The 13,224-nt window shown below is 55.0% G+C and carries 13 protein-coding genes; 9 read left to right on the forward strand and 4 right to left on the reverse strand.

All coding sequences use genetic code 11. From position 1 onward, the window contains the following. Positions 1-117 precede the first annotated feature (117 nt). The 4 genes from ACIPUG_RS00460 (at position 118) to ACIPUG_RS00475 (ending at position 4,460) form a co-directional block, all read left to right on the forward strand. Positions 118-948 carry a transketolase gene (locus ACIPUG_RS00460; protein ID WP_039509662.1) on the forward strand — a complete coding sequence of 277 codons (831 nt, stop codon included), beginning with the start codon at positions 118-120 and terminating at the stop codon, positions 946-948. Continuing rightward, positions 941-1,885 carry a transketolase family protein gene (locus ACIPUG_RS00465; protein WP_039279565.1) on the forward strand — a complete coding sequence of 315 codons (945 nt, stop codon included), beginning with the start codon at positions 941-943 and terminating at the stop codon, positions 1,883-1,885. The genes ACIPUG_RS00460 and ACIPUG_RS00465 overlap by 8 nt, the downstream gene beginning before the upstream one ends. A 2-nt stretch (positions 1,886-1,887) precedes the next feature. Continuing rightward, entirely contained in the window at positions 1,888-3,378 is a 1,491-nt protein-coding gene (locus ACIPUG_RS00470; protein ID WP_400337563.1) for a glycerol kinase, read from the forward strand. An 83-nt stretch (positions 3,379-3,461) separates the two neighbouring features. Then, a complete protein-coding gene (locus ACIPUG_RS00475; protein ID WP_010276669.1) occupies positions 3,462-4,460 on the forward strand; it encodes a sugar phosphate isomerase/epimerase in 999 nt (332 codons plus the stop codon). 86 nt (positions 4,461-4,546) lie between these two features. Here ACIPUG_RS00475 and ACIPUG_RS00480 read toward each other — a convergent pair whose 3' ends face one another. After that, the gene (locus ACIPUG_RS00480) at positions 4,547-5,491 is read right to left on the reverse strand and encodes a sugar-binding transcriptional regulator (protein ID WP_014915716.1); all 945 of its coding nucleotides are present in this window, start codon (positions 5,489-5,491) and stop codon (positions 4,547-4,549) included. A 251-nt stretch (positions 5,492-5,742) separates the two neighbouring features. Here ACIPUG_RS00480 and ACIPUG_RS00485 point away from each other — a divergent pair, with 251 nt between their 5' ends. From ACIPUG_RS00485 to yciH, 4 genes are all read left to right on the forward strand, one after another. Further along, positions 5,743-6,048: a LapA family protein gene (locus ACIPUG_RS00485; RefSeq protein WP_010276674.1), complete on the forward strand. Its 306-nt coding sequence runs from the start codon at positions 5,743-5,745 to the stop codon at positions 6,046-6,048. 12 nt (positions 6,049-6,060) lie between these two features. Continuing rightward, the gene (lapB, locus tag ACIPUG_RS00490) at positions 6,061-7,230 is read left to right on the forward strand and encodes a lipopolysaccharide assembly protein LapB (RefSeq protein ID WP_014915715.1); all 1,170 of its coding nucleotides are present in this window, start codon (positions 6,061-6,063) and stop codon (positions 7,228-7,230) included. Between the two features lie 182 nt (positions 7,231-7,412). Then, complete coding sequence (gene pyrF, locus ACIPUG_RS00495; protein WP_400336846.1) at positions 7,413-8,156, forward strand: orotidine-5'-phosphate decarboxylase; 744 nt, start codon at positions 7,413-7,415, stop codon at positions 8,154-8,156. Further along, a complete protein-coding gene (yciH, locus tag ACIPUG_RS00500) occupies positions 8,153-8,488 on the forward strand; it encodes a stress response translation initiation inhibitor YciH (protein ID WP_400336848.1) in 336 nt (111 codons plus the stop codon). Before pyrF ends, yciH begins: the two co-directional genes overlap by 4 nt. A 58-nt stretch (positions 8,489-8,546) precedes the next feature. On the opposite strand, the gene osmB is transcribed toward yciH, so the two are convergent. Further along, a complete protein-coding gene (osmB, locus tag ACIPUG_RS00505; RefSeq protein WP_010276685.1) occupies positions 8,547-8,762 on the reverse strand; it encodes an osmotically-inducible lipoprotein OsmB in 216 nt (71 codons plus the stop codon). Positions 8,763-9,097: 335 nt separating this feature from the next. On the opposite strand from osmB, the gene araD reads away from it, so the two are divergent. Next, on the forward strand, positions 9,098-9,793 hold the full coding sequence (gene araD, locus ACIPUG_RS00510) for an L-ribulose-5-phosphate 4-epimerase (protein WP_039503289.1): 696 nt from the start codon (positions 9,098-9,100) through the stop codon (positions 9,791-9,793). 178 nt (positions 9,794-9,971) lie between these two features. Here araD and ACIPUG_RS00515 read toward each other — a convergent pair whose 3' ends face one another. Both ACIPUG_RS00515 and ACIPUG_RS00520 read right to left on the reverse strand, forming a co-directional pair. Continuing rightward, positions 9,972-12,035, reverse strand: a complete 2,064-nt coding sequence (locus tag ACIPUG_RS00515; protein WP_039496649.1) for a carbon starvation CstA family protein — start codon at positions 12,033-12,035, stop codon at positions 9,972-9,974. A 227-nt stretch (positions 12,036-12,262) separates the two neighbouring features. Continuing rightward, a complete protein-coding gene (locus ACIPUG_RS00520) occupies positions 12,263-13,180 on the reverse strand; it encodes an aldo/keto reductase family oxidoreductase (RefSeq protein ID WP_014915709.1) in 918 nt (305 codons plus the stop codon). Positions 13,181-13,224: the final 44 nt, after the last annotated feature.

Genomic DNA, 13,224 nt, shown 5'->3' on the forward strand with positions numbered 1-13,224 from the left:
TGAGTTGTGGCGAGAGCGATGTCGGTAGGCATACCGAGGCGCAATTTGAGTGCAATTTTTTTTGATTCGATATGAATAAATATTCGTTTTTGAGTAAAAATTCAAGCGAGGTGAAGTATGAATCCGTACGCATTGTCGGTGGAGGCGCTGACGTATAAAGCCCGCGCCATTCGTCGCCGCATTATTCATCTGAATGCCAATAGCCCGGCTGGCGGGCACACGGGTGCCGACCTGTCACAGGTTGAGATACTAACGGCGCTGTATTTTCGCATTCTGAACTGTGCACCGGATCGCCTTCAGGATCCGCAGCGGGATATTTACATCCAGTCAAAAGGTCATGCGGTCGGCGGCTATTACTGCTGTCTGGCGGAAGCGGGCTATTTCCCAGAAGCGTGGCTGGAAACCTATCAGCACCCCGACTCACATTTGCCGGGGCATCCGGTCAAGCACAAAACGCCGGGGATTGAACTGAACACCGGCGCGCTAGGGCACGGGCTACCGGTTGCCGTCGGCATTGCGCTGGCGGCGAAGCGCGATAACAGCCCGCGTCGGGTGTTTGTCCTGACGGGGGATGGTGAACTGGCGGAAGGCAGTAACTGGGAAGCGGCGCTGGCAGCGGCGCATTACCAACTGGATAACCTGATCATCATCAACGACAAGAACAAGCTGCAACTGGCGGGAACGACCTGCTCCATCATGAACACCGATCCGCTGGCGGAAAAGTGGCAGGCTTTTGGCCTACAGGTCACGGAATGCGCGGGTAATGACATGCGCTCGGTGGTGGAAACGCTGGAGAATCTGCCGCGCAACGGCAAGCCGAATGTGGTGATTGCGAATACGGAAAAGGGCGCAGGCGTGTCCTTTATTCAGGGGCGGGCTGAATGGCATCACCGGGTGCCGAAAGGCGAGGAAATTGCACTGGCGCTGGAGGAATTAAAAGATGAGTAACGCAGAGCATCTGGCAACCGTCATGGTCGAGCAGTTCATCAAGGCCGTCGAACAGGGGATTGATTTGGTTCCGGTGTTGGCGGATTCGACCTCTACGGCGAAGATTTCACCGTTCATACAGCGTTTCCCCGACCGCATCGTCAACGTGGGAATCGCAGAACAAACCATGGTGGGGACGGCGGTAGGGCTGTCCATCGGCGGCAAGATTGCGGTGACCTGTAACGCGGCTCCGTTTTTGATCTCCCGTGCGAATGAGCAGCTCAAAGTCGACGTCTGTTACAACAACAGCAACGTCAAACTGTTTGGGCTGAATGCGGGCTGTAGCTATGGTCCGCTCGCCAGCACGCACCACAGTATTGACGACATCGCGGTGCTGAGAGGGTTTGGCAATATTGAGATCTACGCGCCGTCCAGCCCGGAAGAGTGCCGTCAGATTATCGATTATGCGTTTGAACATCAGGGACCAGTCTATATCCGCCTCGATGGGAAACCGCTGCCTGCCTTGCACGATGAGCGGTATCGCTTTGTGCCGGGGCAGATCGATGTGCTGCGCAAGGGTCGCGATATCACGCTGGTCGGGCTGGGGTCGACCGTGCATGAAATTGTGACGGCGGCTGAATTATTAGCAGAAAAAGGACTTTCCGCTACGGTGGTTAATCTTTCCTCTATCCGCCCGTGCAATACTCAGCAATTGCTTGAAATTCTGAGTGAAACACCTCGAGTCATCACAGTCGAGGAACATAACGTCAACGGCGGTGCAGGCAGTCTGGTAGCGGAAGTGCTGGCGGAAGCGGGCAGCGGAATTCCTCTTGTGCGGTTGGGAATTCCCGATGGTCAATACGCGATTGCCGCCGATCGGAGCGCGATGCGAGCGCATCACGGGCTGGACGCGACGGGCATTGTCAACGCAGCACTGCGTCTTTGCCCGGGAGGCTGATGATGTTTACGCCGGTTATTTTGGCAATCGATGAAGGGACGACTAACGCCAAGGCGATTGCCGTCGATGAGCGGGGGCGCATTCTGGCTAAGGCGGCAGTCGCTTTGCAGGTGACGCACCCGCAGCCGGGCAGAGCCGAGCAGGACGCGATGGCGATCTGGCATGCGGTTTGTCAGGCGGCAGAAGCCTGCCTGTCGTCATTACACCGGGCTCAAGTGGTGGGCGTGGCGATCAGTAACCAGCGTGAGTCGGTGCTGATTTGGGACCGGCGAACCGGAAAGCCGCTGACGCCGCTGGTCAGTTGGCAGGATCGCCGCGCCGAGAAATTCTGTCAGGCATTGCAGGGCAGTGCAGAGGCGCGTCTGATTGAATCCCGCACCGGGCTACAGGTCGATCCGCTTTTTCCCGCAGCCAAACTGCACGCCATGCTGGCAGAACTACCGGGCGGTGTCGCCCGGGCGATGCAGGGTGAGTTGTGCATCGGAACGGTGGATTGCTGGCTTAACTGGCAGTTTAGCGGTGGACGAGCGTATTCCACAGACTATTCCAACGCGGCAAGAACCCAACTGTTCAATATCCACCGCGGCTGCTGGGATGAAGATTTACTGGCATTGTTCGGGATTCCCAGCGTGTGCCTGCCTGCCGTCACGCCGTCCTCGGCGTTACATGGCCACACCGGCGTGACGGGCATCAGTGGGCTTGCCGCTGGCGTACCGATTGTGGCGCTGATTGGCGATTCTCATGCGGCGCTGTACGGGCAGGGCATCACCCAAAGCGGTGAAATCAAGGCGACGTACGGCACCGGCTCGTCGCTGATGACCACCATCAACACGCCGCATCAACAGGCCGCGGGGCTTAGCACCACGATTGCCTGGCACGATGGCGAACTGCGCTACGCGCTGGAAGGCAACATTACCCACACGGGTTCGGGATTTGCCTGGATTGGTCAGATGCTGGGTATCCCTTCTGTTACGCAACTTACTGAGCTGGCGCTCAGCGCCGAGTCTAATCAGGGCGTCTTTTTTGTTCCTGCGCTATCCGGGCTGGGCGCGCCCTATTGGGATGTGCAAGCGCGCGGCCTGCTGTGTGGTTTATGCGACGCCACCACGCCCGCCATCATCGCCCGCGCGGGACTGGAAGCCATCGCGTACCAGATTGCCGACGTCTTCTTTGCGATGGAACAGGCATCGCAGGCCGCATTACCCGCGCTACGCGTTGACGGCGGCGCGACACAAAACCGCTGGCTGATGCAGTTCCAGGCCGACCTCTTGCAGCGCCCATTGATTCGCAACCATAACGCGGAAGTGTCGGCGCTGGGCGCGGCTTATCTGGGCGGGAAAATGCTGGGGTGGTGGGAGCACAACGAACAGATCGCCGCGCTGCCCAGAGAAGTGGAGGTCATCGAACCGTCGACGACCAACCACGGGGTTTTGGAGAGCTATCAACAGTGGCGTACGGCGGTAGCACGTGCACGTCTGCGGCCCGAGTCATAAGCATTTTTAACAGTAAGAACCTATCCGATACGAAAGAAAAGATAAGCAGCTAAATACCATCAGAAATCAATGAGGTGACTTTTATGGCAACGTATAACTACCCTAAATTTGGTGCCGGTTTGTGGCATTTTGCGAATTATATCGACCGCTACGCGGTGGACGGCTATGGCCCAGCATTGAGCACGATCGATCAGATCAAAGCGGCGAAAGAGGTAGGCGAACTCTCCTATGTCGACTTGCCTTATCCCTTCACGCCGGGCGTGACGCTCAGCGAAGTAAAAGATGCGCTGAAAGATGCGGGACTGAAGGCGATTGGTATCACGCCGGAAATTTATCTGCAAAAGTGGTCGCGTGGTGCTTTTACCAACCCCGACCCAGCGGCCCGAGCGGCGGCGTTTGAATTAATGCACGAATCTGCGGGCATTGTGCGCGAACTTGGCGCGAACTATGTCAAAGTCTGGCCGGGTCAGGATGGTTGGGATTACCCGTTCCAGGTCAGCCATAAAAACCTGTGGAAGCTGGCGGTGGACGGCATGCGCGATCTGGCGGGGGCTAACCCCGATGTGAAATTTGCTATCGAGTACAAACCGCGTGAGCCGCGCGTGAAAATGACCTGGGATTCTGCCGCGCGAACGTTGCTGGGTATTGAAGATATTGGGCTGGATAACGTGGGCGTGCTGCTGGACTTCGGGCATGCGCTGTATGGCGGCGAATCACCGGCCGACTCTGCCCAATTGATTATCGATCGCGGTCGTCTGTTCGGCATGGATGTGAACGACAACCTGCGCGGCTGGGATGACGATCTGGTGGTCGGCACCGTGCATATGACCGAGATCTTCGAATTTTTCTACGTGCTGAAAATCAACAACTGGCAGGGTGTCTGGCAGCTCGATCAGTTCCCGTTCCGTGAGAATCACGTTGAGGCGGCGCAGCTGTCTATCCGTTTCCTGAAACACATCTATCGCGCGCTGGACAAGCTGGATATCCCGGCGCTTCAGGCGGCGCAGGAAGCGCAGAATCCGTTACAGGCGCAGCGGATTGTGCAGGATGCGCTGCTGTCATCCATTAACGTTAACGAGTAATCACGCCACGATTCGTCAGGCACGGAGCAGGGGAAGCATTCTGCGCCTGACGTTACTCTTATTGCTCACCACGAGTGGTGAGTACGTTAGATCAACGTCTCAGCGGTTAATCGATCGGTAATCAATACATCAACGTAGTGCCCGGTTAATGCACCGCGAATCGCGGCACTTTTCTCGACGCCGCCCGCTAACGCCACCACGCGCGGACACTGACGCAGCTGTGGCAGCGCCATACCAATCACCGGATCTTCATCGTCCTGCAACACCGGTTCGCCTTCCGCGTTGTAATAATGCAGGCATAAATCGCCTACGGCACCGCGTTCGGCCAACTGCTGCAACATCGCTTCGTGATAGTAGTTACCGGAATTTTTCAGCAGTTGCGAGGGCTCCAGCACGCCAATACCGACAAGCGCCAGACTCACCTCGCTGAATTTATCAACCACGCTGGAAACCTCATCGCTGGTCACCAAACGGGCGCGATCTTCCACCGACCGTTCGATACTCTGCGCGGGCAAAAGGTAAGCGGGGCAACTGAGCTGATTGGCTAAGGTTTGCGTCAGGATCGTCGCCTGCACATTGCCATTTGGCCCGACGCCGCCCAACAGTTGTATGACGCCCTGAGCCTTGACGCTTTGCGGATGCAGGCTGTCCACCATCGCCCGTAGCGTGCTGCTCCAGGACGAGATACCAACCAGATCGTCAGGGCGGATACTGGTTTGGACATAGTGCGCGGCCGCAGAGCCAATCGCCTGCTTGATTTGCGCCAGCGTGGCGTTATCGGCGACATCCACCACGATAGCCTGATCGATGCCGTAGCGCTTCTGAATCGCCGCTTCCAGCCCCATGAACATGTTCGGGGGTTGAATTACGCTGATTTTGACCACACCTTCTTTAACACAGCGCGTGATAGCGCGGGAGACAAAAGACTGTGACAAATGGAGTGAGGCGGCAATTTCTGCTTGTTTCATCCCTTCGCTATAATAGAGCGTAGCGATCTTGACCAATAATCGCTGTTCGTCCTGCTTTGACATGACTTTTCCCCTTGCTGACTTGCTGCTGTCATTTTTATTCAGCGCAGAATAAATAACAAGCGCAGACGGCAGCGGAGCACGGTTCTTGTTTTTGACTTTTGTACAGTGGAAGTGTGGTGATAAGTGCGGCGACAAAAAATCGGGCTGACGCCGTGATTTCCCTGTCTGCGCCGGACATGGTAATTTAATGGGGTTTGTCGCCAAAATTTGGCATAATTCATCCGGTTACTGGATATCACAGGAAGGACAATGTGAAATATTTGCTGATTTTTTTACTCGTGCTGGCGATATTCATCATTTCTGTCACACTGGGTGCGCACAACGATCAGGTTGTGACATTTAACTACCTGCTGGCACAGGGGGAGTATCGTATCTCCACACTGCTTGCCACGCTGTTTGCCCTGGGTTTTGCCCTTGGCTGGGTTATCTGTGGTCTGTTTTATCTGCGTCAGCGCATTGCGCTTGGCCGTGCACAACGTAAAATTAAGCGTCTGGAACAACAGCTTTCTACCTCCACCGAGGAGAACGTGGCGCCAGTGCAGACGGTCACCCACTAAGGAATTCTCTCTATGTTAGAACTGCTGTTTCTGTTGCTGCCCGTGGCCGCCGCGTACGGCTGGTACATGGGTCGCAGAAGTGCGCAGCAGGACAAAGAGCAGGAATCCAACCGCCTGTCCCGAGAGTATGTCACCGGGGTTAACTTCCTGTTGTCCAATCAGCAGGATAAGGCGGTTGAGCTGTTCCTCGACATGCTCAAGGATGACAGCAACACCTTTGAAGCCCACCTCACGCTCGGCAACCTGTTCCGTTCGCGCGGCGAAGTTGACCGTGCGATTCGCATCCATCAGGCGCTGACCGAAAGCGCATCGTTAACCTTTGAACAGCGCCTGCTGGCGGTGCAGCAGCTGGGCCGTGACTATATGGCCGCAGGGCTATATGACCGCGCCGAAGAAAGTTTCAACCAGTTGGTGGATGAAGAAGATTTTCGACGCAGCGCCTTGCAGCAGCTCTTGCAGATCCATCAGGCGACCAGCGATTGGCCGACGGCGATTGATGTGGCGGAAAAACTGGTCAAGATGGGAAAAGACCAGCTTCGCGTGGACATCGCACATTTTTACTGTGAATTGGCGCTGTTGGCGATGGGCAGCGACGATCTGGATAAGGCGCTAACGCTCCTGAAAAAAGGGGCGACGGCGGACAGCCAGTGTGCCCGTGCGTCTATCATGATGGGGCGCATCTACATGGCGCAGCAGGATTATTCACGCGCCGTGGAAGCCTTGCGACAGGTTCTCGAGCAGGATAAAGAACTGGTTAGCGAAACGCTGCCGATGCTGCAAGAGTGCTATCAGCATTTAGATAAGCCTTTGGATTGGGCGAATTTCCTCAGACGCTGCGTAGAAGAAAATACCGGTGCGACGGCGGAATTGATGCTGGCCGACATCCTCGAAAGAGAAGAGGGGGCCGAGGTGGCTCAGGCTTATATTAACCGCCAGCTTCAACGCCACCCCACGATGCGCGTGTTCCATCGCCTGATGGATTTTCACCTGCATGAAGCGGAAGACGGACGAACAAAAGAGAATCTTCAGGGATTGCGTGACATGGTCGGCGAACAGATTCGCACTAAGCCCCGCTATAGCTGCCGCAAATGTGGTTTCACGTCGCAATCACTCTATTGGCAATGTCCTTCCTGCCGCACCTGGGCTAGCATCAAGCCGATCCGTGGGCTCGACGGCCAGTAACGTTTCACGATATCGAGCAAGTGTTGTTTCGTGCTATTTAGTTACAACATACTAGTAGCTGCATGTGATTTCGGTGCCAGCCAGCGTCTTTAATCGCATTGGTCTTCAGGCGGCTGGGATTTCAGGGGCGGGGCATGTAGAATGCGGCGGGAATTTTGGCTTCGCAAGAGACTGGGTGACGAATGAAAAACGAGAATCTACAGCAAGAGAATCAAACGGTATCCTCCCCGATTGTGGTCGCGCTGGACTATGCCAGTCAGCAGGCGGCGCTGTCGTTTGTTGACCGTATCGATCCGCAGGATTGCCGTTTGAAGGTAGGCAAAGAGATGTTTACCTTATTTGGCCCACAGTTCGTGCAGACGCTACAACAGCGCGGCTTTGATGTGTTTCTCGATCTGAAATTCCACGATATTCCGAACACTGTCGCTCACGCCGTTGCGGCCGCCGCCGATCTCGGTGTGTGGATGGTAAATGTCCACGCCAGCGGTGGCTCACGTATGATGACAGCGGCGAAAGAAGCGCTGATGCCGTTTGGTAACGATGCGCCGTTGCTGATTGCCGTGACCGTGTTAACCAGCATGGACGAAGACGATCTGCGCGGGCTCGGCATTACCGTCAGCCCGGCGGAGCAGGCGGAACGACTGGCGGTGTTAACGCACAACAGCGGGCTGGATGGCGTGGTGTGTTCCGCGCATGAAGCGCAGCGATTGAAGCAGGTATGCGGACAGGCATTTAAGCTGGTCACACCGGGCATTCGTCCCGCCGGCAGCGACGTTGGCGATCAGCGCCGCATCATGACGCCGGTTCAGGCACAGCAGGCTGGCGTCGATTATATGGTGATTGGACGTCCGATCACCCAATCGGTAGATCCAGCACAGACGCTGCGTGAGATTCGCGCTTCATTGTTAAACGGTGTGGCATCATGAGCCTGCGTCGCGACGAGAATAGCCAACTGGTTTACTCCACGGAAACCGGACGAATTAAGCAGGAAGAAGAGCGCGTCGTTCGGCCAAAAGGTGACGGCATCGTGCGTATCCAGCGTCAGACTAGTGGACGTAAAGGGAAGGGCGTATGCCTGATTAGCGGTCTCGATCTTGACGATGCTGCACTGGATAAGCTGGCGGCCGAATTGAAGAAGAAATGTGGCTGCGGCGGGTCGGTGAAAGACGGCGTGATCGAAATTCAGGGAGATAAACGCGACCTGCTAAAACAGCTTCTGGAAGCGAAAGGCATGAAGGTTAAGCTGGCTGGTGGCTAAAGGATATAAAGATAAAAGCAGCAGGTTTACTCCCGTGAACCTGCTGCTCACAAATTCGTTATTTATCGACCTGACGGCCAATCAGCCCGCCGATAGCTGCACCGCCCAGCGTTCCTAATGTTCCGCCATCCGTTAAGATAGCCCCACCGACTGCGCCCGCACCGGCACCAATCGCGGTATTACGGTCACGTTTGGACATGTTTGAACAGCCCGCGAGCGTTACAGCAAGCGTAATGGCAAGCGCGGCTGTCGCAAAACGTTTGTTTAATTTCATTTTATTTCCCCTTTCTGCTCTTGGCCTCACGTTTCTTGTGAGGAAAATATCGAACAACGTGCTTTTTACGGTATTAAATAAAGAAACCGGCCTTTTACTGCTTGATGACAAGTATAATCATCGGAAAAAACTGCAACAGGTAAAAACTCTTAATTCCCCAGCGTTATGTTAACGATAGCAACAATTGATAAATCTGGCTGTTTTTTGCTCAATTGTGTGGGGTGTCTCTTTCTTTTTCCCATAGCAGAACACCGCTAGGTCTTTAGCGATTTAGCCCATAGCGACCAGCTCGTCAGGTCGCGAAAATGGTGTCATCGCGCCGAGGGGAGGCTGATATGTTAGAAACGCTAAAAAAACAGGTGTTGGACGCCAATCTGGCCTTGCCGCAGCACAATCTGGTGACGTTTACCTGGGGAAATGTCAGCGCGGTCGATCGACAGCGCGGCCTGATGGTGATAAAACCTTCCGGCGTGGAATACTCAGCCATGACGCTGGAGGATATGGTTGTCGTTGAGCTGGAAAGCGGCAAAGTGGTGGAGGGGACGAAGAAACCGTCGTCAGATACCGATACCCACCGCGTGCTGTATCTGGAATTTGCCGAGATCGGCGGTATTGTGCATACCCATTCCCGCCATGCCACGATCTGGGCGCAAGCGGGCAAAGATATCCCCGCCTGGGGAACGACGCATGCGGACTACTTTTATGGTCCTATTCCCTGTACGCGTCTGATGGCAGATGCGGAAATCAACGGACGCTATGAGTGGGAAACGGGCAGGGTGATCGTCGAAACCTTCCGCCAGCGTGGCATTTCACCGGTGGATGTTCCTGCCGTATTGGTTAACTCGCATGGCCCCTTTGCGTGGGGGAAAGATGCAGACAACGCGGTGCACAACGCGGTTGTTCTGGAAGAGCTTGCCTACATGGGGATTTTCTCACGCCAGCTAACGCCTCAGTTGGGTGAGATGCAGCAAACGCTGTTGGATAAACACTACTTACGCAAGCACGGCAAGAACGCGTACTACGGACAATAAACCGCAGCAATTTCTTCCTTATGCCCTTTGAGTCATATAGCGCCGCCAATGCGGCGCTCGTGTTATTTGTGGGGCTTGATGCCCTCGCTCCTGAACGGCACAAGCACCGTGCTAAATTCTTAAGGGTGGCCGCCAGCATAAAAAATCCCTCCGCGAGGGAGGGATACGCCGATGACGTTTAAGGCTGAGCGCCGTCTCGTAAGACAATCGGGCTCTCTTTTGCCGTTGGGACATCGCTATTCATTGCACGACGAATGACGAAGAAGGCTGAAATCAGCATTGTCACCGCCACCAGCATGAAGAACCCGCACAGCGCGGCGTTGATCTGATTACTGAAGACGATGGTTTCCATGTCTTTAATTGATTTGGCTGGTGCAATCAGCGTGTTCTGTTCAATACCCGCCGCGAAGCGTTTTGCCTGAGCCAGAAAGCCGATGCTCGGTTTTTCATGGAATATTTTCTGCCAACCCGCCGTCATCGACGTAATAAACAGCCAGACGGTAGGCACGATAGTCACCCACGCATAGCGCTGTTTCTTCATCTTAAACAACACCACGGTGCCGAGAATCAATGCCATCGAGGCCAGCATCTGGTTACCGATACCGAACAGCGGCCAGAGTGTGTTGATGCCGCCCAGCGGATCGATCACGCCCTGATAGACGAAGAATCCCCAACCGGAAACGGCGACGGTTGTACCGGCCAGATTCCCCAGCCAGGAGTGACTGTTTGCTAATCTTGGAATCGCAATACCGACCAGATCCTGCACCATGAAACGACAGGCGCGGGTCCCAGCGTCAACGGCAGTTAGGATGAACAGGGCTTCAAACAGAATCGCGAAGTGATACCAGAATGCCATCATCGCCCGGCTGTTAAAGATTTCGGTGATGATGTAGGCCATACCCACCGCGAAGGTCGGCGCACCGCCGGCGCGGGAAAGAATAGAGGCTTCGCCAACGTCATTGGCAATGGCGCTCAATTCCTGTGGGGTAATCACAAATCCCCAGTTATTGATGGCTAACGAGGCGCTTTCAACCGTGGTGCCGATCAAGGCGGCAGGTGAGTTCATAGCGAAGTAGATACCCGGTTCGATAACCGAGGCACAAATCAGCGCCATAATCGCCACGAAGGATTCCATCAACATTGCGCCATAGCCGATGAAGCGGATATGGCTTTCACGTTCAACCAGCTTCGGCGTGGTGCCGCTGGAAACCAGCGCATGGAAGCCGGAAATCGCGCCGCAGGCGATGGTGATAAACAGGAAGGGGAACAGCGTACCGGAGAAGACCGGGCCGGTGCCGTCAATAAAACGAGAAACGGCAGGCATTTTCATTTCCGGCATGGCGAACACAATACCGAAAGCCAACCCGACAATAACCCCGATTTTCAGGAACGTAGAGAGATAATCACGCGGTGCCAGCAGTAGCCAGACGGGCAGGACTGAGGCCACGAAGCCGTAAATCACCAGAATCCAGGTGAGCGAGGTTCCTTTCAATGTGAAGAACGGCCCCCAGTAGGGGTGTGCGGCGATGTTACCGCCATACACAATCGCTAGCATCATCAGTACAAAGCCGATGATAGAGACTTCAGCGATTTTGCCCGGACGTAAAAAGCGCATGTAAACGCCCATGAAGAGCGCGATAGGGATGGTGGCGGCAATGGTGAACAATCCCCACGGGCTTTCTGCCAGCGCTTTAACGACAACCAGCGCCAGCGCCGAGAGAATGATGATCATCACGCCCAGCGCGCCAAGCATGGTGATAATACCCGCGAACGTGCCCAGTTCCTGTTTTGCCATCTCCCCCAGAGAACGACCGTCCCGGCGGGTTGAGATAAACAGCACCAGAAAATCCTGCACGGCACCCGCCAGCATGACGCCGACCAAGATCCAGATCGTACCGGGGAGGAAGCCCATCTGTGCGGCGAGAATCGGCCCGACCAGCGGCCCGGCCCCGGCGATGGCGGCGAAGTGGTGGCCGAACAGGACCCATTTATTGGTGGGAACGTAATCCAGACCGTCGTTATGACGCTCCGCCGGTGTCAGTCGGCGATCGTCGAGCTCAAACACTTTTTTGGCGATAAACAGGCTGTAAAACCGATAGGCGATGCTGTAACACGATACCGCCGCGATAACCAACCACACGGCATTGACGTGTTCACCGCGGCTTAGCGCCAGCGTGGCGAACGAAAAGGCGCCCGCCAGGCCGACTAGCAGCCAGATCACAATGCTCTTTACGTTACTCATAACAACGGCTCCTTCGTTATTCAGAAAAGGTATAGCGCGGGTGTTAATGCAATTTAACAATAGTGGGTTTAATGGCGAAGAGAAGGGAATGGATGAGAAAATGTGAGCGAAGGTGAATTTTTGTAAAGAAAATTAAAGGCCAAACAAGGGCTAACGTGCTGACGCGGTAAAAATGTGAAGCCCTGCAAGGGATAAGCAGGGCTCGTGTACTGAAGACAACACCTTTCTTAAGGCAGAACGTTTCCGGCGGCGCGGTAAATTTCGTACCATTCTTCGCGGCTGAGCGACAGGGTAGACGCCGCAGCGATGTCACGGATACGTTCCGGGCTCATGGTGCCGATAATCACCTGCATTGCGGCAGGGTGACGCAAGATCCACGCGGTGGCAATCGCGGTATTGGTGACGCGATGTTGCTCGGCGATGCGATCAAGGGTGGCGTTCAGCTTAGGGAATTTCTCGTTATCGAGGAAAACACCGTCAAAAAAGCCGTACTGGAAGGGCGACCAGGCCTGAATCGTCATGGTATTCAGACGGCTGTATTCCAGAATCGCACCATCGTGATTCACCGATGCCGGGTTTGTCATATTCACGTTAAAGCCGGCATCAATCATACCCGTGTGCATGATGCTGAACTGCAACTGGTTGGCGATCAGCGGTTGGCGTACGGATTGCTTCAGCAGCTCAATCTGCAACGGGTTCTGATTACTGACGCCGAAATGGCGCACTTTTCCGCTGCTTTCCAGCTCATCGAAAGCGGCCGCGACTTCATCGGGTTCGAACAGCGTGTCCGGGCGGTGCAGCAGGAGCGTATCAAGATAGTCCGTTTTTAAGCGTTTCAGGCTACCTTCAACGGACGCGATGATGTGCGCCTTAGAGAAGTCAAAAAAGCCCTGACGAATGCCGCATTTGGATTGTAGAAAAATGGATTCCCGGCGGATGGCGGTCTTCTGTAAACCGGCGGCGAAAATCTCTTCCGACAGACCTGAGCCATAGATATCGGCGTGATCGAAGAAATCAATGCCTGCTTCGACGGAAGCGTTGAGGATGTCAGCCGCTTCACTCGTGCTTTTCTTCGCCATTCGCATACAGCCCAACGCAATGTTGGAAGCCTGTATCGCGGATGTACCGATTGTCATTTTCTTCATCGGGAACACTCCTGTGATTAGGGTTGTATGTCCGCCGAGATGGC

It is taken from the genome of Pectobacterium sp. CHL-2024 (assembly GCF_044751765.1).
Classification (GTDB): domain Bacteria; phylum Pseudomonadota; class Gammaproteobacteria; order Enterobacterales; family Enterobacteriaceae; genus Pectobacterium; species Pectobacterium brasiliense.

What these genes read in the sequence shown, in the direction of transcription:
- yciH (WP_400336848.1), top strand. Translation starts at nt 8,153, where the DNA reads ATGAGCCTGCGTCGCGACGAGAATAGCCAACTGGTTTACTCCACGGAA.
- ACIPUG_RS00460 (WP_039509662.1), top strand. Translation starts at nt 118, where the DNA reads ATGAATCCGTACGCATTGTCGGTGGAGGCGCTGACGTATAAAGCCCGC.
- lapB (WP_014915715.1), top strand. Translation starts at nt 6,061, where the DNA reads ATGTTAGAACTGCTGTTTCTGTTGCTGCCCGTGGCCGCCGCGTACGGC.
- ACIPUG_RS00465 (WP_039279565.1), top strand. Translation starts at nt 941, where the DNA reads ATGAGTAACGCAGAGCATCTGGCAACCGTCATGGTCGAGCAGTTCATC.
- osmB (WP_010276685.1), bottom strand. Translation starts at nt 8,762, where the DNA reads ATGAAATTAAACAAACGTTTTGCGACAGCCGCGCTTGCCATTACGCTT.
- ACIPUG_RS00520 (WP_014915709.1), bottom strand. Translation starts at nt 13,180, where the DNA reads ATGAAGAAAATGACAATCGGTACATCCGCGATACAGGCTTCCAACATT.
- ACIPUG_RS00470 (WP_400337563.1), top strand. Translation starts at nt 1,888, where the DNA reads ATGTTTACGCCGGTTATTTTGGCAATCGATGAAGGGACGACTAACGCC.
- ACIPUG_RS00480 (WP_014915716.1), bottom strand. Translation starts at nt 5,491, where the DNA reads ATGTCAAAGCAGGACGAACAGCGATTATTGGTCAAGATCGCTACGCTC.
- ACIPUG_RS00515 (WP_039496649.1), bottom strand. Translation starts at nt 12,035, where the DNA reads ATGAGTAACGTAAAGAGCATTGTGATCTGGCTGCTAGTCGGCCTGGCG.
- ACIPUG_RS00475 (WP_010276669.1), top strand. Translation starts at nt 3,462, where the DNA reads ATGGCAACGTATAACTACCCTAAATTTGGTGCCGGTTTGTGGCATTTT.
- araD (WP_039503289.1), top strand. Translation starts at nt 9,098, where the DNA reads ATGTTAGAAACGCTAAAAAAACAGGTGTTGGACGCCAATCTGGCCTTG.
- pyrF (WP_400336846.1), top strand. Translation starts at nt 7,413, where the DNA reads ATGAAAAACGAGAATCTACAGCAAGAGAATCAAACGGTATCCTCCCCG.